At 35.0% G+C, this 23209-nt stretch carries 13 protein-coding genes; 12 read left to right on the top strand and 1 reads right to left on the bottom strand.

The window, feature by feature from the left end; translation table 11 throughout:
- The first annotated feature begins 53 nt into the window (after positions 1 to 53).
- The 6 genes from IHE43_RS17095 to priA are packed head-to-tail and all read left to right on the top strand — an operon-like array spanning position 54 to position 5365.
- Complete coding sequence (locus IHE43_RS17095) at positions 54 to 977, top strand: YihY/virulence factor BrkB family protein (protein WP_192185025.1); 924 nt, start codon at positions 54 to 56, stop codon at positions 975 to 977.
- 1 nt (position 978) lies between these two features.
- On the top strand, positions 979 to 1407 hold the full coding sequence (locus IHE43_RS17090; RefSeq protein ID WP_192185024.1) for a DUF2147 domain-containing protein: 429 nt from the start codon (positions 979 to 981) through the stop codon (positions 1405 to 1407).
- Positions 1408 to 1414: 7 nt separating this feature from the next.
- Complete coding sequence (gene bla-B1-FLAV / locus IHE43_RS17085; RefSeq protein ID WP_192185023.1) at positions 1415 to 2170, top strand: subclass B1 metallo-beta-lactamase; 756 nt, start codon at positions 1415 to 1417, stop codon at positions 2168 to 2170.
- A gap of 57 nt (positions 2171 to 2227) precedes the next feature.
- Positions 2228 to 2464 (top strand): hypothetical protein, encoded by a 237-nt coding sequence (locus tag IHE43_RS17080; RefSeq protein WP_192185022.1) that lies wholly within the window; start codon positions 2228 to 2230, stop codon positions 2462 to 2464.
- Entirely contained in the window at positions 2464 to 2868 is a 405-nt protein-coding gene (locus tag IHE43_RS17075) for a PIN domain-containing protein (RefSeq protein ID WP_192185021.1), read from the top strand. The genes IHE43_RS17080 and IHE43_RS17075 overlap by 1 nt, the downstream gene beginning before the upstream one ends.
- A gap of 46 nt (positions 2869 to 2914) precedes the next feature.
- Positions 2915 to 5365 carry a primosomal protein N' gene (gene priA / locus IHE43_RS17070; protein ID WP_192185020.1) on the top strand — a complete coding sequence of 817 codons (2451 nt, stop codon included), beginning with the start codon at positions 2915 to 2917 and terminating at the stop codon, positions 5363 to 5365.
- On the opposite strand, the gene IHE43_RS17065 is transcribed toward priA, so the two are convergent.
- Complete coding sequence (locus IHE43_RS17065; RefSeq protein WP_072971141.1) at positions 5366 to 6064, bottom strand: LytTR family DNA-binding domain-containing protein; 699 nt, start codon at positions 6062 to 6064, stop codon at positions 5366 to 5368.
- A gap of 177 nt (positions 6065 to 6241) precedes the next feature.
- Between IHE43_RS17065 and rpsF the strand changes: the two genes are divergently transcribed.
- The 6 genes from rpsF (at position 6242) to IHE43_RS17035 (ending at position 23172) form a co-directional block, all read left to right on the top strand.
- Positions 6242 to 6583, top strand: a complete 342-nt coding sequence (rpsF, locus tag IHE43_RS17060; RefSeq protein ID WP_192185019.1) for a 30S ribosomal protein S6 — start codon at positions 6242 to 6244, stop codon at positions 6581 to 6583.
- A 5-nt stretch (positions 6584 to 6588) separates the two neighbouring features.
- A complete protein-coding gene (rpsR, locus tag IHE43_RS17055; protein ID WP_002987043.1) occupies positions 6589 to 6885 on the top strand; it encodes a 30S ribosomal protein S18 in 297 nt (98 codons plus the stop codon).
- Positions 6886 to 6951: 66 nt separating this feature from the next.
- The gene (rplI, locus tag IHE43_RS17050; RefSeq protein WP_192185018.1) at positions 6952 to 7392 is read left to right on the top strand and encodes a 50S ribosomal protein L9; all 441 of its coding nucleotides are present in this window, start codon (positions 6952 to 6954) and stop codon (positions 7390 to 7392) included.
- Between the two features lie 100 nt (positions 7393 to 7492).
- On the top strand, positions 7493 to 10663 hold the full coding sequence (locus IHE43_RS17045) for a TonB-dependent receptor (RefSeq protein ID WP_192185017.1): 3171 nt from the start codon (positions 7493 to 7495) through the stop codon (positions 10661 to 10663).
- Positions 10664 to 10769: 106 nt separating this feature from the next.
- The gene (locus IHE43_RS17040) at positions 10770 to 11243 is read left to right on the top strand and encodes a DUF6495 family protein (protein WP_192185016.1); all 474 of its coding nucleotides are present in this window, start codon (positions 10770 to 10772) and stop codon (positions 11241 to 11243) included.
- Positions 11244 to 12462: 1219 nt separating this feature from the next.
- Positions 12463 to 23172, top strand: a complete 10710-nt coding sequence (locus IHE43_RS17035; protein ID WP_192185015.1) for a gliding motility-associated C-terminal domain-containing protein — start codon at positions 12463 to 12465, stop codon at positions 23170 to 23172.
- Positions 23173 to 23209: the final 37 nt, after the last annotated feature.

The raw sequence follows: 23209 nt of genomic DNA, 5'->3' as shown, positions 1-23209 counted from the left end.
AAAGTTTTGAGTTATAAGTTATGAGTTTGTAATCTAAAATCTAAAATAATTATATGTCTCAAGAGATAGAAGATCGGATTGAAAAAGTACCCGTTGTACGTTCGTTAGCCCGGCTTTTAAAGAAAATAAAATTGCCTTGGTTAGAAGGATTCTCGTTATACGATTTGCTCGAAATGTATACGCTCGGAATTCTCGAAGGAGCATTTTCGTATCATGCGAGTGCTGTTTCGTTTAGTTTTTTTATGGCGCTGTTTCCTTTTGCATTGTTTATTTTGAACTTGATTCCTTATATTCCAATTGAAGGTTTTCAGGATGATTTTCTGCAGTTTGTTCAGCAGGGAGTTCCACCAAATACTTACGATGCAATTAGTAAAATTATCAGTGATATTTTGAATAATAGTCACTCTGGATTACTTTCATCAGGATTTTTACTTTCAATTTTTTTGATGTCAAATGGTATTAATGGAATCTTGAGTGGTTTTGAATCTTCGAAACATGTTTTTGATAAACGTGGTTTCTTTAGTCAATACTTGGTTGCATTAGCGATTTCACTTGTAATGACAATTATATTGTTTGTAACGGTGGCCACAATTGTCGTTTTTGAGGTGTTTATTCAAAAAACAATCATTCAGGATGTGTTGAGTGATCGTATTCCGCTCATTATTTTAGGACGATATTTGTTTGTTATTTTAATGATTTTGATAACATCTTCAATATTACTGCGTTATGGTACAAAACAGTATAGTAAAGTACCATTTATCAGCATTGGATCTGTTTTTACAACCATTCTAATTGTTATATCTTCGTTCTTTTTTGGGATTTGGGTTATAAAATTCTCAAAATATAACGAACTTTATGGTTCTATTGGGACATTATTAATTCTAATGTTTTACATTTGGATTAACTGTATGATTCTGCTTTTAGGGTTCGAATTGAATGCTTCTATCAGAAAATTAAAACAAAAAAAAAATAAATAGTATGAAAAATTGGATGTTAGCAATTGGTGTTTTTTTTCTAACAATAAGCACTATTCAGGCGCAAAGTGTCATTGGAAAATGGAAAACAATTGATGATGAAACTGGCGAGGCAAAATCGGTTGTAGAGGTTTACGAAAAATCGGGTAAGATATACGGTAAAGTGGTAGAGATACTTCGTGCCGATCATAAAAAGGATGTGTGCGTTAAATGTGAAGGCGCCGAAAAAAACAAACCAATTTTAGGAATGGTTATCATTAACGGACTTAAAAAAGATGGTTCTGAATATAACGGAGGAACAATTTTGGATCCTACAAATGGTAAAAAATACAAATGTTATATTGAGTTAGAATCTGCTGATAAATTAAAACTTCGTGGTTACGTTGGGATTTCTATTATGGGAAGAACACAATATTGGACACGAGCGAAATAAAATAAATATGCGAAGATTTGCGTCAATAATTTTATTCTTAGCAATACTATCCAATAGTTTTGGACAATCTAAGAATTCGCTATTACAAATAAGTCATCTTACAGGTGACTTTTATGTTTATAAAACATTTCATGATTATAAAGGAACTTTGATTTCTGCCAATGCCATGTATCTTGTTACAAATAAGGGTGTTGTTTTGTTTGATGCACCTTGGGATCAAACGCAGTTTCAGCCATTGTTAGATACTATAAAAAAGAGGTATAACAAAGAAGTCATTATGTGTTTTGCAACGCATTCTCATGAGGATCGTGCAGGAGGATTAGATTTTTACAGACAAAAAGGAATTAAGACTTACACCATAAAAACTACAGATCAAATCCTTAAGGAGAAGAACGAAAAAAGAGCTGAATTTGTAATTTCCAATGATACTACATTTACAGTTGGACAGCATTCTTTTGAGGTTTATTATCCGGGAAAAGGGCATGCGCCGGATAATATTGTAGTTTGGTTTGAAAAAGAAAAAGTGCTTTATGGAGGTTGTTTTATCAAGAGCGCAGAAGCAAAAGATTTAGGATATTTGGGTGATGCAGATGTAAAGGAGTGGGAGAAATCCATTAAAAAAGTACAATCTAAATTTAAGAGCCCTAAATATATCATAACCGGTCATGATGATTGGAAAGACCTGACTTCTTTAAAGCATACTTTGAAATTAGTTCAGGAATATAATGTTTCGAAAACTTCAAATAAATCCAAGAAAGAATAGGTTTTTTTTAAATAGCTTATTTTGCTTATATTTGAAATTAATTAAATTTAAAATAAGATGACCGTCACAGATAAAAATATACTTGAAAGCTATTCAGATTTATTTGAAGGACTTAGTTTTAATAATAAAATTGAACTTATTGAAAGACTGACAAAGTCTTTGAAAGTTAATAAATCAAAAGAAAATAACTTTTATAAATCGTTTGGTGCATTTGCTTCAGAGAAATCTGCAGAAGAAATTGTCTCTGAGATTAAATCCAATAGAAAATTTAAAAATACTGAAATTAAGTTTTAATGGGGTATTTACTGGACACAAGTATTTGCGTTTTCTTTTTAAGAGGAAGACTCAATCTGGATAAAATGGTAAAAGAAATAGGATTGGAAAAGTGTTATATTTCTGAAATTACTGTTGCAGAACTTCGTTTTGGAGCTGAAAATAGTGATAATCCTGTAAAGTCAAATAAAGCAGTTGATATATTTTTAAAAGGATTAACAATTATTCCAATTTTTGGTTCTATAAAAAGATATGCTATAGAAAAAGTACGACTTAGAAAAATTGGAAAACCAATGCATGATGAGTTTGATCTTTTGATTGGTGTTACAGCAATAGAAAACCAATTAATTCTAGTTACCGATAATATTAAGGATTTTAAACTTTTGGATGGAATTCGAATGGAAAATTGGTTTGAAAGAAATTAATTTCCACTGCTAAAATTTTCCTTTATAAATCCTATAAAATATTTACATGTTTTTTGTCGAAGTCATTTTACCACTTTCTCTAGCTAAAATCTTCACTTATCGTATTTCTGAGGCTGAATTCCATTTTATAAAAAAAGGGATGCGGGTGGCAGTACCTTTTGGTAAAAGCAAAATTTATACGGCTTTGGTAATAGATATGCATCAGAATGAACCAAGTTTGTATGAGGCTAAAGAAATTCATCAGATATTAGACGAAAAACCAATTGCTACCGAAACTCAGATTAAGCACTGGCTTTGGGTGGCGAACTATTATATGTGTGGCATTGGTGATGTATATCGTGGTGCTTTTCCGAGTGGATTATTGCTGGAAAGTGAAACTATTATTTCGCATAAAATAGATGTTATCGTCAATCAAAATGAACTTTCTGATGATGAATTTTTAGTTTACGAAGCTTTACAGCAACAGAGTTCTCTTAAAGTTCAGGAGATTATTTCAATTTTGAACAAAAAAAATATTCTTCCGGTTCTTCAAAAATTAATGGAAAAGGACATCATTGTTTTGGAAGAAGAAATAAAAGAAAATTATAAGCCGAAGTTGATTCGATATGTAAAATTGCATTCAAAATATGAATCAAATAATGGTTTAAGTGAATTATTAGAAGAACTGAAAAGTGCCAGGAAACAAAAAGAAATTGTTTTGGCTTATTTTCAAATTAGTGCTTCGGAAAAGAAGCCTATTACAGTTAAGAAATTGACTGAAGTTTCGAATTCGACTTCAACAATTGTAAAAACATTAATTGAAAAAGAAATTTTTGAAGAATATTATTTGCAACACGACAGAGTTTCTTTTGGTGGAAAGGCTTCAGAGAAACAATTAGTATTAAGCGATGCCCAGGAAACCGCTTTTTCAGAAATTAAAGATAGTTTCACAGAGAAAGAAGTTTGTTTATTGCACGGCGTTACATCAAGTGGTAAAACAGAAATATATATTAAGTTAATTGAGGACTATTTAGAAACAGGAAAACAGGTTTTGTATCTGTTGCCTGAAATTGCATTAACAACGCAATTAGTTTCTCGTTTAAGACTGCATTTCGGGGATAAAGTTGCTGTCTTTCATTCGAAGTACAGTAACAACGAAAGAGTAGAAGTTTGGAAACAGACGCTGGAAAATTCAGATAAAGCTCAAATTGTAATAGGAGCGAGGTCAGCTTTGTTTTTACCTTTTAATAATCTGGGATTATTGATTGTGGACGAAGAGCACGAACAGACTTTTAAACAAACGGATCCGGCACCAAGATATCACGCCCGGGATTCAGCAATTGTGTTGGCTAATTTTCATAATGCCAAAGTACTTTTAGGGTCAGCAACTCCAAGTATCGAAACCTATTTTAATACGCAAAGTAAAAAATTTGCTTTAGTTACAATTACAGAGCGTTATAATAATGTTCGAATGCCAGAAGTTGTTTTAGTTGATTTAAAAGACAAGCATTTTAGAAAAAGAATGACGGGGCATTTTAGTGATCTTTTAATCGAAGAAATTGCTGAAGCTTTGTCTTTGGGTGAACAGGTTATTTTGTTTCAGAATAGAAGAGGGTATTCTCCTATAATAGAATGTCTCACTTGCGGTCACGTACCTCATTGTCAACAATGCGATGTAAGTTTGACTTTTCATAAACATAAAAATCAATTGCGTTGCCATTATTGTGGATATTCAATAGCAAAACCAACACATTGCCATAGTTGTTCAAGTATTGATTTGACAACAAAAGGTTTCGGAACAGAACAAATAGAACAGGAATTAATAGCTCTTTTTCCGAAAGCCAAAACCGGAAGGATGGATCAGGATACTACAAGAGGGAAATTTGGTTTTGAAAAGATCATTGATACTTTTAAAAACAGAGAAATTGATATTTTAGTCGGAACCCAAATGCTGGCTAAAGGTTTGGATTTTGACAATGTAAGTCTCGTCGGAATTATGAATGCCGATAATATGTTGCATCATCCTGATTTTAGAGCTTTCGAGCGCAGTTTTCAGATGATGACACAAGTTGCCGGAAGAGCCGGAAGGTCAGAAAAACAAGGAAAAGTTGTGATTCAAACCTACAATCCAAATCATAATACGATTCAGCAGGTTACGACACATAATTATATAGGCATGTATAAGGAGCAATTATACGATCGCCAAATCTATAAATACCCGCCTTATTTCAGAATTATAAAGCTGACGTTAAAGCACAAAGATTTCGATAAGTTGAAAGAAGGATCGATGTGGTTGTACCAGGTTTTGAGCCAGAATTTGAATATGCCGGTTTTAGGTCCGGAAGAACCACTGATCAGCAGAATCAGAAATGAATATATCAGGACGATTTTGATTAAGATTCCGCAAAATATGAATTTAGGAAGCACAAAAAAAACTATTCAGAAAATGTTGAATAGTTTCGAGGCTGTCGCTCAGTACAGAGCTATAAAAGTGATTGCCAACGTCGATTTTTATTAATTACGACGATGTTGACAATGCTTTAACTAAATCTTCTTTTTTGTTTCGGCTTAATGGAATTTTTGTGATTCCAATTTCGGCAAATTTGCTGTTAAAGCGCTCTACCTTATCAATATTAATAATATAAGATTTGTGTACGCGAATAAATTTGTCTTTTGATAAATCATTTTCAAAAGATTTCATTGTCGAAAGAACCAGGTTGCTGTCGTCTTCTGTAACTACTCTTACATAATCTCCAAAAGCTTCAATCCATTTGATTTTAGACGTGAAAATTTTAAGCTTTTTAAGATTACTTTTGATAAAGATATGCTCGCCTTCTTCTTCTTTTACTTCCTTTTTAAGCAAGTGCATATCGATTGCTCTTTTTACAGAAGCATTAAATCGGTCAACTGCAATGGGCTTCTGAAGATAATCAGTGGCATCATAGTCAAAGGCTTTTAAGGCATATTCGGCTTTAGAGGTAATAAATATGATTTGAGGCTTTGATTTTAGTCCATCAAGGAAATCAAAACCATTGATAACAGGCATTTCAATATCTAGGAATATTAGATCGATATTATTTAAAGAGATACAACTTTTTGCTTCTATTGCATTAGAAAAGTCCCCGATTAAGTGCAAACCTGGGTGATTATTAACTAATTTTGCAATAATTGTCCTCTGTATAGAACTATCATCTACAACAACACAGTTTAGTTTCATAACATTTAAATTTAGAATAAATTCAGGATAGCAGTAGTAAATGTATTATTTTTCTAGAAAAAAAACTAAACTTAAGCCTTATTTTTTACATTACAACGAATAAAGCTAAAAAAGTGTTGTATATATAAAAATAATGGTTACTTTTGCACCCAATTTTAACAAATAAATATTGTATTTATGAATCATTATGAAACTGTTTTCATTTTAAATCCCGTTTTATCTGAGGTTCAGGTGAAGGAAACAGTAACGAAATTTGAAGAATTTCTTACTACTAGAGGAGCTGAAATGGTGTCGAAAGAGGATTGGGGTCTGAAAAAAATGGCTTACGAAATCCAAAACAAAAAAAGTGGTTTTTACCATTTATTCGAATTCAAAGTAGCTGGAGAAGTTCTAATTGCTTTTGAAACTGAATTTAGACGTGACGAAAGAGTTATGCGTTTCTTAACTGTAAGTTTAGACAAACATGCTATTTCATGGGCTGAAAGAAGAAGAGCCAAATTAAAATCTACTAAAGCTTAATTATTATGTCTACAATAGAGCAATCTGCAAAAGGAAAAAAAGACGGAGATATCAGATATTTAACGCCTTTAAACATTGAAACTAACAAAACTAAAAAGTATTGTCGTTTCAAAAAATCAGGAATCAAATATATCGATTATAAAGATGCTGATTTCTTATTGAAATTCGTTAATGAGCAAGGAAAAATTCTTCCTCGTCGTTTAACTGGAACTTCATTGAAATACCAAAGAAAAGTTTCTGTAGCTGTAAAAAGAGCTCGTCACTTAGCATTAATGCCATACGTGGCCGATTTATTAAAATAATATTAAAAGAATAGTTGTTGGTTTCCGGTAAGATGGAACCTAACTTCTCAAATAAAGGACAACAACATGGAACTTATCTTAAAACAAGACGTACAAAACTTAGGTTTTAAAGATGACGTAGTATCAGTTAAAGCTGGTTACGGTCGTAACTTTTTAATTCCTCAAGGATTCGCGCAATTAGCTACACCTTCTGCAAAGAAAGTTTTAGCTGAAAACCTAAAACAAAGAGCTCATAAAGAGGCTAAAATTGTTGCTGATGCTAAAGCATTAGCTGAAACTTTGAAAGCTCTTGAAATTAAACTTACTGCAAAAGCTGGTGGAGAGAAACTTTTTGGTTCTATCACAAACATCGACATTGCTGAAGCTTTAGAGAAATCAGGTAACGCTATTGATAGAAAATTCATCACTAGTGGTATCGTAAAACGTACTGGAAAATATTCTGCTAGCATCCGTTTACACAGAGATGTTATCGTTGATTTGCCATACGAGATTATCGCTGAAAAATAACATTTTGTTAACTTCTTGTTAATAAAATATAAAAACCACTCTTAAGAGTGGTTTTTTTTTGCCTAATTTTGAAAGTAATAACTTATTCAAAATCAGGAAAATGAAAAAAATCTTTGCATTATTGTTATGTTTGCTGGTCTTAACCGTGGCTAAAGGGCAAACAACAACTTCGAGTATTAAGGGTATTGTAAAAAGTTCTACGAATGAACTATTACCTGGTGCTACTATTTTAGCAATTCATACTCCAACAGGAGGTAAATATTCAGCTGTTTCTAATGAAGATGGAAGGTTTAATATTTTAAATATGAGAATTGGAGGCCCATACAAAATCACAGTTACTTTTGTGGGCTTTCAGGATCAGGAATATAATGACATATATCTTGATCTGGGAAAACCTTTTAATATTGATGTAGTTTTAGCAGATGCCAGTCAGGCATTAGAAGAAGTTAAAATTGTATCTAAAGATAAGGTCTTTAAAAGTGGAAAAACAGGTGCAGAAACTACAATTGGCCGAAGAGAATTAACATCTTTACCGACAATTTCAAGATCGGCGGAAGATTTTACCCGTTTAGAACCTACGGCGAGTGGTGGTTCCTTTGGGGGAAGAAATGATCAGTATAATAATTATTCTTTAAATGGAGCTGTATTTAATAATCCGTTTGGTTTAGATGCTGCAACTCCGGGTGGACAAACAGGTGCTCAGCCTATTTCATTGGATGCAATTGAACAGATTCAGGTTGCAACTGCGCCTTATGATGTAACACTATCAGGTTTTACGGGAGCTTCTGTAAATGCGGTTACAAAATCGGGAACCAATGAGTTTCATGGTACAGCGTATGCATTTTATAGAAATCAGGATTTAACTGGAAGTAAAATTAAAGGAGAAAAGATTTTTGTGCCAACTTTAGAACAGACTCAGGCTGGATTTAGTTTAGGAGCACCTATTATTAAAGATAAATTATTCATTTTTGGAAATTTCGAAATCGACAAACGAAGTGATTTAGGATCAAACTTTGTTGCAAACAATAACGATGGTGTAACCGGAATTAATGAATCAAGAGTTTTAGAATCTGATTTAATTGCAGTTTCAAATGCATTGGCCGCTTTAGGATATGATACCGGTGCTTATCAGGGTTTCATACATGAATCTAATTCAAATAAAGGAATTATTAAAGTAGACTGGAATATAAATGATAATCATAAATTAGCTGTAATTTATAATTTCTTAGATGCATCAAAAGATAAACCGGCTCACCCAACAGCCTTAGGTTTTAGAGGCCCAAATGCTTCAATATTGCAATTTAGAAACTCAGGATATCAAATCAATAATAATTTAAGTTCATTTTTAGTTGAGCTAAATTCAAAATTCAGTGAAAAAATCTCAAATAAACTACAGGCAGGGTATTCACACTTTAATGATTACAGAGTACCGTTTTCAGTTCCGGCTCCTGTAATTAATATTCAGGATGGCGCAGGTTCTAATTATATTATTGCCGGGCATGAACCATTTTCAATCAATAATACTTTAGACCAAAAAGTAATTCAGATTACTAATAATTTGACTTATACGGTGGGGAAACACGTGTTTACTTTTGGAGCTTCTTTTGAAAAATTCGGATTTAAAAATTCTTTCAATTTAGCCGGATATGATAATTTTGGAAATCCAAATGGCTATGCAGGAACTTTTTTCACGCCTTATTTTACAACACAAGACTTTTTAGACGATGCAGCTCAGCCTTATGCAACAAGCATTATTGCGCAAAACCTTCAATATGCGCAAGATACATTTAATACAAAAAGTCAATTTGAAGTTGGAGCTGATGGTGGATGGAAATTGGCTGAATTAAATGTAGGCCAGTTAGCATTTTATGCACAGGATGATATTAGCTTAAATGATGATTTTAAATTGTCTTTAGGTTTAAGAATAGATAAACCATTGTACTTTAATACAGCTGATTTGATTCAGAAATATATAGATACGGATAATGGAGGAGCGGGCAGAGACAATAGTATTGATTATTATGATCCGCAAACTGGTCAGGCAGTAAAACTAATATCTACAGATTTACCAAGCGATCGAATTTTATGGTCTCCAAGAATTGGTTTTAATTGGGATGTTAAAGGTGATGCAACTTCACAACTTCGTGGAGGTTCAGGTATTTTTACAGGAAGAATCCCTTTTGTATGGTTAGGAAATCAGGTAAGTGGTGCTGATGACAGTTTCTTGCAAATAATGGATCCTGATTACAAATGGCCACAAGTTTGGAGAACAAGTTTAGGATTTGATCATAGATTTGAAAGTAATTATATAGTAACATTAGATCTGTCTTACAATAAAGATATTAATGCGGTACATGTTCAGAATTGGGGATTGAAAGACCCGACAGGAACATTAGCCGGCGTAGACAACAGATTAATTTATACTGCAGCAGATAAAGGAGCAAATAATGCTTATGTAATGACCAATTCAGATAAAGGAAGTGCTTTTAATGCAACGGTTAAATTACAGAAGACATTTGAAAATGGTTTGTATGCCAGTGTTGCTTATAATTATTTGAAATCAAAAGATGTTAACTCTATTGAAGCAGAAATTACGGGAGATGCTTTTGCTTTTAATCCGGCACTTGGAAATGTAAACAATGATGTATTATCCAATTCTAAATATGGAGACAATCATCGTTTTATTGGAGTTGCTTCTAAAAAATGGAAATATGGAAATGACAAATGGGCAACAACAGTTTCGACTTTCTTGGAATATGCTCAGGGAGGTCGTTTTAATTATACTTATGGAGGAGATATTAATGGAGATGGTTCATCCGTAAATGATTTAATATATATCCCTACTACTGCAGAAATTTCTCAAATGACTTTTAGTGGGGCCGGTCAAGCCGAGGCATTTGATAAATTCATTGCTCAGGATAAATACATGAAAGACAGAAGAGGGCAATATGCAGAACGTTATGGCGCTATATCTCCATGGAGAGGAAGATGCGATTTAAAGTTATTGCAGGATTATAATTTTAGAGTTTCATCGGCTTCTGAAAAAAAGAATACAATTCAATTTAGTATCGATATTTTGAATTTTGGAAATTTAATCAATTCAGATTGGGGAGTTGTTCAGGTTCCAACCAGCGTTCAGCCAATAGGAGTGACCGTTGCAGGAAATACACCAACTTATACTTTTAATAATACACCAACTAAAACCTTTAGTTATGATGCTAGCTTAACCTCAAGATGGCAAATGCAATTTGGTATCAGATACATTTTCTAGTAAAGGAAAAAAAGTTATAAATTTGCCCTCGCATTTGCGAGGGCTTTTTTTTGAATAATAAAAAAATGATAAGGCTCTTTTTAGCATGTTTAAAGAAAAGAAATAAATGAAATACGCAAGACTTACAAAAGAGCAATTTGATGAATTGCACGCAGAATTTGCCAGCTTTTTAGCTACTCAGGCTATTGATAAAGCAGAATGGGATTCTCTTAAAATAAATAAACCCGAAGTGGCTGAACAGGAACTGGATGTTTTCTCTGATTTGATTTGGGAAGGTGTTTTGTCCAGAGCAGAATTTTTAGAACATTTTTCTAAAAATCATATTTTCTTGTTTCAATGTTTTGAAACACATGTTCAGTCAATAGTGTTAAAATCATTGGTTCCGGAAACTGATTTTCTAACCAAAGAGGGTTTGCAATGGTTAAGTGATAATATGTTTACTGAGACGATTGAAATGAAAGTTGGAAAGAAAGTATTTGCCGAAGATAGAAATGTATCTATTTTTGAATTGATTCAGCAGGGCGCTTTTTTAAGCGATGGACAATTATTTAAACAAATTAATACTATTTTGGAATCTTAATTCAGAAATAAATTGGATAAAATAGGCAAGCAATAATGTCAATTGTTTGCCTATTTTTTTTTTGTTTTTAACTTTTGTTTAATCTTTTATGTTTTTTTACCCCGTATTTCTACGTGTTTTTTTAGATAATGATAGAAATTTCACTTTTGCTGCTGTTTTAGTTGTTTATACAGTTAAAATGCTTTTTTTTAAGTTAATTACGACTAATGAAAGAGTTGTTTTAGTAAGTTATTTCTTTCTATTTTATGGTATTCCTAATGATGCCTATTTTTTTTTGTGATATTTATAACACTTGTTTTTTATTGTAAAGCCTTGATTTTTATGATTTTTTGGTGATTTATTTAACATTTTCCCATTTTCCACATTTAAAAAAATAAGAATTTTATTCTTGTTTATATCTTCATTTTAACTAATTTTAGTAAAAGAAAGATTAAACAAAAATATTTGTATGAGACATATAAAATTTAGCTTTGATCTTGCTTAATGAAATAAAATATTAATAAAAGATTTTTATTGCCTTAGAGTTTAAAGTTTTTTTAAATACCTTAATTAATCTGCTTATGGAATTGACATTTACTCTACTCATCAAATTTACATTTGGTCTTATTATTTTAGCCTTATTTTTTATTGTTACAGATAGAATTAAGGTTATTCAAAAAGCAAATTTTAATTTAATTATTAACGTTTTTCAAAAAAGCCAATATTACGTCAGCTTTATATCTACAAACCCCAATTGACGGTTTTGTTTTTAAAGGTATTGTCGTAATTTTTTTTATTGATAATCCTTCGCATTAAATAGTGTTTCAGCTTTAGAATTATATAAATTTCTAGGTAAAAATAAATAAATTGTCTAATCAACATTTTATATAAATTGAAACATACTCTTATATTTAATAGAATTCCCCAATTCTACTTCTAAACAAATTTTCTTTCCGAAAATTAACTTCCTAACAAATCATTCTATTTATTTGGAAAATTGATTTATATCAATATTCCACCAAAGTTTTTGAGACATTTTTTATTCAAAAGAATAAGAGGTGGTCTTTGTGTACTTCTGTATACGCAATGTTTTTTTAATGAAATGAAGTTTAAAATAACAGTCGACTAGTATTTTAAATCTCATTTTAAGTAACTGATTATTAACGTTTTTTAAAATTGCCTAAGCATATGTGCTTATCGCAACAGGTATTTTATTGTCCATTTTCTAATCTTCCAAATTATGAAAAAAAAATTTACTTTTTATGATCTCATTCTAAAAAAGAGATTGTTAAGTTTGGTGTTTTTATTGCTTTTGTGTAATAAAAACTTTGCACAAACTTTTTGTAGACCAGTATCAAATACGAATAATGTTTCCGGTATTTGCATTGGTTCAAGTGTAACAAATCCCACGGCAGCCTACGATAATGCAGGCTTAACGACATTTACAACATTGAGTACAGTCGTCGGCTTGGCATGTTCTGCTCAGGAAACTTTGGTTCTTAACCAAACAGCAAAGGCAGGCGATCAAATTGTTTTGTATATTGGTAGTGGTGCAGGGTTACTTAATCTGTCATTATTATCTACAGGCACAATTCAGCCGAAACTTAATAGTGCGAATTCGGGATCAGCAGTGGCGATAAACAATCCTTTGCTTAATCTGTCATTATTACCGGGAAACACTATTGGAGTATTAAGGTATACTTTGACAGGTGATACTAATCAGGTTCAAATACAGTTAGGTGGACTCGTAAGTGTACTGACTGATTTAAGAATTTATGATGTTCGTTTAGAATTTGCTGCACCAACGGTAACAGGAGGTTTAAATCAAACAATTTGTTCTGGAAATTCTACCACATTAACTGCAACTCCTGCATCCGGAACAACTGTAGCGTGGTATAGTTCGCCAACTTCAACTACAGCTTTAGCTACTACAAATTCGTATACAACTCCAGTTTTAACTGCAAACACAACTTATTATATAGGTGTTACAAGAGCAGCAGGTTGTGAGGGTAATGAACGTGTACCAGTTGTTGTTAATGTATCAAACCCTATTGCGCCTGCGATTAGTACATCCGGAACTTCAATTTGTTCAACTGGTGCAACTCAGCAAACTACATTATCGGTCGTTAATCCGATACCAGGAACTACTTATAATTGGTATAGTGGAGCAACCGGAGGTCCTGTATTGGCATCGGGCGACACTTATTCTCCAACTGTCCCTTTAGGAACAACTAGTTTTTATGTTGAGGCTGTTATAGGAAGCTGTTTGAGTCCTACAAGAACTCAGGTCGATGTAACTTCGAATGCTGTTCCAGCTGCACCAACGGTTTTAACGCAAAGTGTTACTATTCAATCAGGACAAAATGCTATATTAAATGCCGAAACTTCTCAAGCAGGAGTTACATTAAACTGGTATGATGTTGCAACCGGAGGAACAGCAATTGCCACAAATATGGCAACTTATACAACTCCGATTTTAACAGCTACAAAAACTTATTATGTTGAGGCTCAGAGTGCGGCAGGAAACTGTGTAAGTGCAACAAGAGCTCCTGTCACAGTAACAGTTATACCATCGGCTTTAGGAGGTTGTTTAGAAGCAGGCAGTCAACAAACAGTTCAAAATGGTTTATGTTTATTATGTAGTAGTACAAATCCTAATAACTCTGTTGACGGAAATCCTGCAACAGCAGCAAGACTAACCATTCCTGTTGGCTTAATAAATGGATGGGTTCAACAGACCTTACAATTTAATAATCCTGGTAAAGCAGGCGATATTGTTGATGTTGAATTAGAATTACCAGGTGGACTTGCAGATGTTCAATTATTAGGTGCCGTTAGTTTGGCGACTTATAATGGAGCAACTTATAATAATGATAGAATATCGGTTAATAATCCACTAATAACTTTACAATTATTATCAGGTAATCGTTTTAGAGCGAGTGTAGTTGCAGGAGCCAATTTTGATCGTGTCGAAATTCGATTAGGAGGCTTAGCAACACTTTTGACAACTGTAGATATTTTTCAGGCAACTTACAGATATAAAGCACCTACTATAACTGGTAACACAACTATTTGTGGAGGACTTACAACAACATTAACGGCTGATACATCTTTAGGAGAAACTATAAAATGGTATGATGCATTAACAGGAGGAAATTTATTAGTTAGTACAGCAGCTTATACAACTCCTGCGTTGACTGCTAATACAACTTATTATGTAGAAGTTACTCGTAATGGTTGTGTGAATAGCGAAAGAAATCCAGTCCTTGTTACCGTCAACAATCCGGTAGCCCCAGCATCAGTTGTCGCTTCTCCTTTAAATATATGTGATGGAGATGCAACAACGATAACTGTACAGTCACCAGTTGCAGGTACCACCTATAATTGGTATGATGCTGCTTCAGGCGGAAACTTAGTATTTACAGGTACCTCTTTTTCAACACCAACGCTAACTGCTTCTACAACTTATTATGTTGAGGCTGTAATTGGAAGTTGTCTTAGTGCGTCGCGTACATCGGTAAGTGTAAATGTAAATCCACGACCTGCGGCCCCTGTTCCTGTATCTTCTAATGTAATTATTCAGTCAGGTCAGAGTGTGATGTTAGCAGTTACAAGTAATCCTGGATTTGCGTATACTTGGTATGATGCTCCAACTGGAGGAACTATTTTGCAAGCTACTGGCAGTAGTACTTATATACCTACACCGGTTTTAACTGCAAATAAAACTTTTTATGTTGAGGCAAGAGATTTATTGTCAAATTGCGTGAGTAGTTCAAGAGCTGTAATTAATGTAACAGTAATTAATACGATTAGTAATTGTTTACAACCAAATTTTCAAACAACATCCACTGATGGTTTGTTATGTTTGTTATGTACTTCAACTAATCCTAATAATTCTGTTGATGGAAATATAAATACAGCTGCAACCCTTTTTACTCCTGTTGCAGCAGCTGGCGCATATATACAACAGCAGTTAACTTTTCCAACTCCGGGTCAGGCGGGAGATATTATAGATATTGAATTAGAATTACCTGGAGGACTTGCCGATGTTTCATTATTGGGAGGAGGAATTAGTTTAGCAACCTATAATGGAGTAACTTATAATAATGACAGATTTTTGCTAACTAATAATTTGTTAAGCTTACAGTTATTATCAGGAAATAAATTTAAAGCTAGTTTTGCTGCTACAGCGGCATTCGATAAACTTGAAATTCGTATAGGTGGAGGACTCGCTACTTTATTGACGACTTTAAATATTTATGGAGCTTCTTATAGATTTCCAAATGCAACAATAACTGGAGCGGCTGCACCAATTTGCGCAGGACAAACTGCAACATTAGCTGCATCTTCAACAGGAACAGAAACATTTACATGGTATGATGCTCCAACCGGGGGAAGTCTAGTAGCTGTTAGTCCAACTCTTCCATTAACTGGAACTACAACTTATTATTTAGAGGCAACACGCGGAGGAACTTGTGTTAATAGTGTTCGTCAGCCGGTGACGATTAATGTATTATCAATTCCAACAGCTACGGATATTACAATTGCAAGTCCTTTGACAGCTTCTTGTGCCGGAGGCATTGTATTGACTCCAACTTCTGCTTTAGCCGGGGCTACTTTTAAATATTATACAGATCAAAATAAAACACAAGAAATTAATACAGGAACTATAGCCGGAGTAACTTATGTTAAAGACGGTACAACAGGAGCACTAACTATTAGCGGACTTAATGCTTTGAATGCTCCTTATGCTTATTATCTTTCAGTACTTAACGGAGGTACCTGTGAAAACGTAAACGGAACATTAAAAGAAGTAATAGTTAATTTTCCAACAGTTACACCTTTAGCAGTAATCGGTACGCCTTTAGTAGGTTGTGGAAGTGCTAATTTAGCAGATGCTATTACAGGTTTTGATACTGCCGTAAATACATATACTTTCTTTAATCCGTCAAATGTGGTAATTACGGCAGAAGCTGCCGCAAATATAACGACTAGTGGTGTTTATTCGGTTCAGGCTCAGGCTACAGGATCGAATTGTCCATCAGCAATAGCGACCATAAATGTAACTATTAATCAATTACCAACTTTGACTGTCGATCCTGCACAATCAGTGCCAGTTGGAACTGATGTAACATTAAATGCGACATCAAATGGTACTATAGCATGGTATGACCCTCAGGGAAATGCACTTACAGGCTCACCATCATTTACTACTGGGGCACTTAGTACCCCTGGTATCTACACGTACACAGTAGTAGCTACTCTGGGAAATTGTTCCAGAACAGGAACGCTTTCTATAAATGTTAGAAATCCTAATGATTGTCAATCCTTAACTGAACGCGTTTATGCTAATGGCCAATCATCTGGTTCAATTATTACTGGCAGCGTAATTAATGCAACTAATGCGATTGATGGAAATCCACAAACCTATTCAACTATTGCAACTGGTATTGGACTTTTAGGAATTGGTACAACTTGGCAAAATTTAACATGGCCAGCAAATATTGTAAAAGGAACTCCGGTAACTATTAAGTTGGGATCTGAATACAGTGGAGTAGCTTTAGGTCAAAATTTATCAGTAATTGGTACCAAGGCCGGAGTTGATATTGGAACTATGCAATCTGTTTCAGGATCCTTATTGAATTTATTATCAGGAGATAATACATATGAATTCACTTTTGTTCCGGCAAATGCTGCAGGGCCACAAGATTATGATGGAATCAGAATTCAGTCCGCATCACTTGTAAGCGTAGCACAAAATACCAAAGTATTTGATGCTTATTATGAGAGATCAGTTGCAACTGTAGCTTGTACACCTGGTGATATTCAGGATATATTTTATGGAGCTACAGATTTAGGACTCCCTATAGGAGCACTAACCGCAACAGTAGGAGTAAGTGATGCATGGAATATTGCTGATAACGATGTAACGACTTTCGCAACAATGTACAGTGGCGTAGGTGCACTTGCAGCAGCAGATTTAATGGTAGATTTCAAAACCCCATCTATTGTAAGTGATACTTTAAGAATTGTGATTTCGAAACCAGCTGTGCTTTTAGATGTTAATTTACTTACTGGTTTCACTATTCAACGTTATTTGGGTAACGTTGCTGTTGGTGCACCAATTCAAAATACAAGTACATTATTGAGTTTAAGATTATTACCAGGAAATACCATGGCAGTGGCTCTGGTATCTTCGCCAACAGAATCATACGATCGCGTTAGAATTCGTTTTGGAGGAGTTGCAGGCGTATTAGAGTTTTTAAGAGTTCATACTATTGAACGAGTAGCAAATACCTCGGTTATAGGTGGAGATCCTGATAACAAAGTTACGGTTTGTCCGGGAACAGATGTTACGCTTCAGATACCAGAAGAGGCTTGCTCAACATATTTATGGTACGATGCGCCTACAGGAGGAGCAGTCGTAGCAAGTGGTATTACTTATACAGTTCCGGCTACATTACCAGCAGGAATCTATAAATACTATGTACAGCCAGTACGTTACGGTTGTGAATCATTTGCAAGAGGAGAAGTAACTATTGAAGTAAGATCTTCAAGCCCTGTTAATGCTTTAGCTAATATTACTTTAAATGGAGGTACAGCAACTACAATTTGTGCACCAACAGGTACTGTTAGTTTAGCGACAGTTTTAACCGGCACTCCTGCTATAACGAACCCTGTTTATCACTGGTATAGTTTTAATGGAACAACTAGTCAATTAATTGCAGGTGAAATTACCAATCAATTAATTGTAAATGGTTTGATTCCGGGAACCTATACTTATTTTGTAGGTGTTAGTGGAGATAATTATTGTGAAACTGCAGAAGCAGATAGAAAACAAATTACATTCACAATATTAAGACCTTCAGATCAAAACGATCTTTCAGTTTCTGATGTATCTATTTGTCATGATTTACCTGTAATCTTAACACCAACAGCAAGTTTATTGACAAATCCAGTATTTTATTGGTACTTGGATAGCAATAAAACACAACCTATTGTAAATGGATCGACTATTGGTGGAATAACTTATGCGATTAGTCCTCTAGGAGTGTTAACAGCAACAGGGATAACACTTGCAATGAGCCCTATTTCATATTATGTTGGGGTTTCAAGTGATACAACTTGTGAAAATATTGCAGGAACACTTCAAACTGCTACAGTAATTATAACCGATCCTGGCACGCCAGTAATTACAGATACTACACAGGAGTTTTGTTTGGTAAACGCACCAACTTTTGCAAGTATCAATGTAAGTCCAGCGGTTGCTGCCAATATTGTTTGGTATGATGCTTTGACCGGAGGAAACTTGATTGCCTCCACAACAGCACTCACTACCGGCACTTATTATGCGGCAATAAAAGACCCAATTACAAATTGTGAAAGCGCAGTACGACTAGCCATTGCGATTAGTGTAACTGATCCTGGTACACCAGTAATTACAGATACTACTCAGGAATTCTGTTTGGTAAATGCGCCAACTTTTGCAAGTATCAATGTAAGTCCAGCGGTTGCTGCGAATATCGTTTGGTACGATGCCTTGACAGGTGGAAATTTAATTCCATCTATTACAGCACTTACAACAGGCACTTATTATGCAGCTATAAAAGATCCAACAACTACTTGCGAGAGTAATGTCAGATTAGCGATTGCCATTAGCGTAACTGATCCTGGCACACCGGTAATTACAGATACAGCTCAGGAGTTTTGTTTGGTAAATGCGCCAACTTTTGCAAGTATCAATGTAAGTCCAGCGGTTGCTGCCAATATCGTTTGGTACGATGCCTTGACAGGTGGAAATTTAATTCCATCCACAACAGCACTTACAACCGGAACCTATTATGCTGCGATAAAAGATCCAATAACTACTTGCGAGAGTAATGTTAGATTAGCGATTGCGATTAGCGTAACTGATCCTGGAACACCAGTAATTACAGATACCGCTCAGGAATTCTGTTTGATTAACGCACCAACTTTTGCAACTATTAATGTAAGTCCAGCTACAAATATCGTTTGGTACGATGCTTTGACAGGCGGAAATTTAATTCCATCCACAACAGCACTTACAACCGGAACCTATTATGCTGCGATAAAAGATCCGACAACTACTTGTGAGAGTAATGTTAGACTTGCTATTGCGATTAGCGTAACTGATCCTGGCACACCGGTAATTACAGATACTGCACAGGAATTCTGTTTAGTAAATGCGCCAACTTTTGCTAGTATCAATGTAAGTCCAGCGGTTGCTGCGAATATTGTTTGGTATGATGCCTTGACAGGCGGAAACTTGATTCCATCCACAACAACACTTACTACCGGAACCTATTATGCCGCGATAAAAGATCCAACAACTACTTGCGAGAGTAATGTCAGATTAGCGATTTCGATCAGCGTAACTGATCCGGGAACACCGGTAATTACAGATACAGCTCAGGAGTTTTGTTTGGTAAATGTACCAACTTTTGCAAGTATCAATGTAAGTCCAGCGGTTGCTGCCAATATCGTTTGGTATGATGCTTTGACCGGAGGAAACTTGATTCCATCCACAACAGCACTTACTACCGGTACTTATTATGCGGCAATAAAAGATCCGACAACTACTTGCGAGAGTAATGTTAGATTAGCCATTGCAATCAGCGTAACTGATCCTGGTACGCCAGTAATTGCAGATACTACTCAGGAATTCTGTTTAGTAAACGCACCAACTTTTGCAAGTATCAATGTGAGTCCAGCAGTTGCTGCGAATATCGTTTGGTATGATGCCTTGACCGGAGGAAACTTGATTCCATCCACAACAGCACTTACAACAGGCACTTATTATGCCGCGATAAAAGATCCGACAACTACTTGTGAGAGTAATGTTAGATTAGCGATTGCGATTAGCGTAACTGATCCTGGAACACCGGTAATTACAGATACAGCTCAGGAATTCTGTTTGGTAAATGCGCCAACTTTTGCAACTATTAATGTAAGTCCAGCAGTTGCTGCGAATATCGTTTGGTACGATGCTTTGACAGGCGGAAATTTAATTCCATCTACAACAGCGCTAACTACCGGAACCTATTATGCTGCGATAAAAGATCCGACAACTACTTGTGAGAGTAATGTTAGATTAGCGATTGCGATTAGCGTAACTGATCCTGGCACACCGGTAATTGCAGATACTACTCAGGAATTCTGTTTGGTAAACGCGCCAACTTTTGCAAGTATTAATGTAAGTCCAGCGATTGCTGCGAATATCGTTTGGTACGATGCTTTGACCGGAGGAAACTTGATTGCCTCCACAGCAGCACTTACAACCGGAACCTATTATGCCGCGATAAATGATCCAATAACTACTTGCGAGAGTAATGTTAGGTTGGCTATTGCAATCAGCGTAACTGATCCTGGAACACCGGTAATTGCAGATACTACTCAGGAATTCTGTTTGGTAAACGCACCAACTTTTGCAACTATTAATGTAAGTCCAGCGATTGTTGCGAATATCGTTTGGTACGATGCTTTGACCGGAGGAAATTTAATTTCATCTACAACAGCACTTACAACCGGAACCTATTATGCTGCGATAAAAGATCCAACAACTACTTGTGAGAGTAATGGTAGATTAGCCATTGCGATTAGTGTAACTGATCCAGGAACGCCAACTACAGCAGATAATACGCAAGATTTCTGTTTGGTTAATGTGCCAACAGTTGCTAATATTCAGGTGAATGAAGCAAATGTAGTTTGGTACGGCACTCAAACAGGGGGAACAGTAATTCCGGTAACTACAGCTTTAGTAAATGGTATTTATTATGGTGCTATTTTAGATCCTGTAACAAATTGTGAAAGCACTACAAGATTGCAGGTAACAATTACTATCAGTGATCCATTGACACCAACTACTACAGATAATACACAAGATTTCTGTCTGGTAAATGCGCGAACAGTTGCCAATATTCAGGTTAATGAAACAAATGTAGTTTGGTACAGCACTCAAACAGGCGGAACAGCATTAGCTGCAACCACTCTTTTAACAACTGGAGTTTATTATGGAGCTATAAAAGATCCTGTAACAGGTTGTGAAAGCTCAGTTCGCTTACAAGTTACAATCAATGTGACTGATCCGGGAACGCCAACTACGGCAGATAATACACAAGATTTCTGTTTAATTAATGCGCCAACAATTGCTAATATCCAAGTGAATGAAGCAAATGTAATTTGGTTTAGCACTCAAACAGGAGGAACAGCAATTCCGGTAACAACAGCTTTAGCAAATGGCCTTTATTACGGAGCTATTTTAGATCCTGTAACAAATTGTGAAAGTGCAATCAGATTACAAGTTACTATTAACTTAACTAATCCGGCAACACCTACAACAACAAATGCTTCTCAAAGTTTTTGTATTACTAGTACACCAACGGTTGCGAGTATTCAGGTAAATGAAGCAAATGTAGTTTGGTATAGCACTTTAACTGGCGGAACAGCGCTTGCATCAACAACAGCCTTAACAAACGGAATTTATTACGGAGCCATTAAAGATCCTGTAACAGGTTGTGAGAGTACTGTTCGTTTGCAAGTAACAGTAAACATAAATAATCCTGCTGCAACTCCAACTACAAATAATGCAACTCAAAACTTCTGTTCGTTAAATGCACCAACAGTTGCTAATATCCAGGTTAATCAAACAAATGTAGTTTGGTATAACACAGCAACAGGCGAAACAGCATTACCAGTAACAACAGCTTTGGTTACGGGAACTTATTATGGAGCTGTTTCAAGTACAATTGGTTGTGAGAACCCAGTAAGATTGGCAGTTTTAGTGAATGTGAATATTCCGGGTGTTATAACAACACCAAGAACAACACAAACATTCTGCTTGTCAAAATTACCAACTCTTGCTAATATATTGGTAAATGAAACAAATGTAGTATGGTATTCTTCAGCAACTGGTGGAACCCCGTTAGCAGCAAATACACTGCTTACAGCCGGAACTTACTACGCAGGTGCTCTTAATAATATTACAAATGGCTGCGAAAGCGCTACAAGATTAGGAATAACAGTTAATTTCGAAAACGATGCTTTGGTACAACTTGCGTCTACAGATGATACTCCATGTGTTTTCCAGGGAGTAACTTATTCGATCGCAAACGGAAAATCAAACTATGTATGGTCAGTTACGAACGGAACAATTACTTCTGGCGGAGGAACCGCTGATGGTTCTGCGACTATTTCATGGTCTGATATCGGACCGGGTAAAGTTACTGTTACATACATTAATACTTGTGACGAAACTACCACTAAAACGTTGAATGTTACTGTTGCTACTTGTTCTGATTTAACAATTACTAATACTGTGAGCAATCCGACTCCAAATTTTGGAGAACAGATAACATTTACGATAACGGTTAATAATGTTGGACAAGGTAATTTTATAAATACAGTAGTTAGTGATTTATTACCGAGCGGTTATGATTTGGTAAGCAGCAGTACAACTGCTGGAACCTATAATCCGACAACATCACTTTGGACAATTCCAACTTTAAATGCTGGTCAAAGTGTTACGCTTACTATTGTTGCAGAAGTATTACCTGGTGGTGATTACCTTAGTGTTGCAACTGTTGAAATTTCAACTCCTTTAGATGTTGATGCAGCAAACAATTCAGCTTCAGTTTCTGTTGATCCAATTTGTTTGACAGTTTATAATGAGTTTACTCCAAACAATGACGGAGCAAATGATCTTTTCAGAATTGACTGTATCGAATCGTATCCAAATAATGAGTTAAAAGTTTATAACAGATATGGATCATTAGTTTACAGTAAAGAACATTATGAAAATGATTGGAACGGAACTGCCAATGTATCTGGAGTTATAAATAGAGGAGATATGTTGCCAACAGGTACTTATTTTTATGTGATAGACATTGGAGATGGAACGGTTAAAAAAGGATGGTTATCTATAATGAGATAAGCAACTGTATTAATCATCTAATTAATTTAACTAAATA

The sequence above is a fragment of the Flavobacterium sp. MDT1-60 genome, assembly GCF_014844035.1.
Classification (GTDB): Bacteria; Bacteroidota; Bacteroidia; order Flavobacteriales; family Flavobacteriaceae; genus Flavobacterium.
The sequence above is the reverse complement of the archived record's forward strand: the minus strand, read 5'-3'. Positions and strand labels throughout refer to the sequence as shown.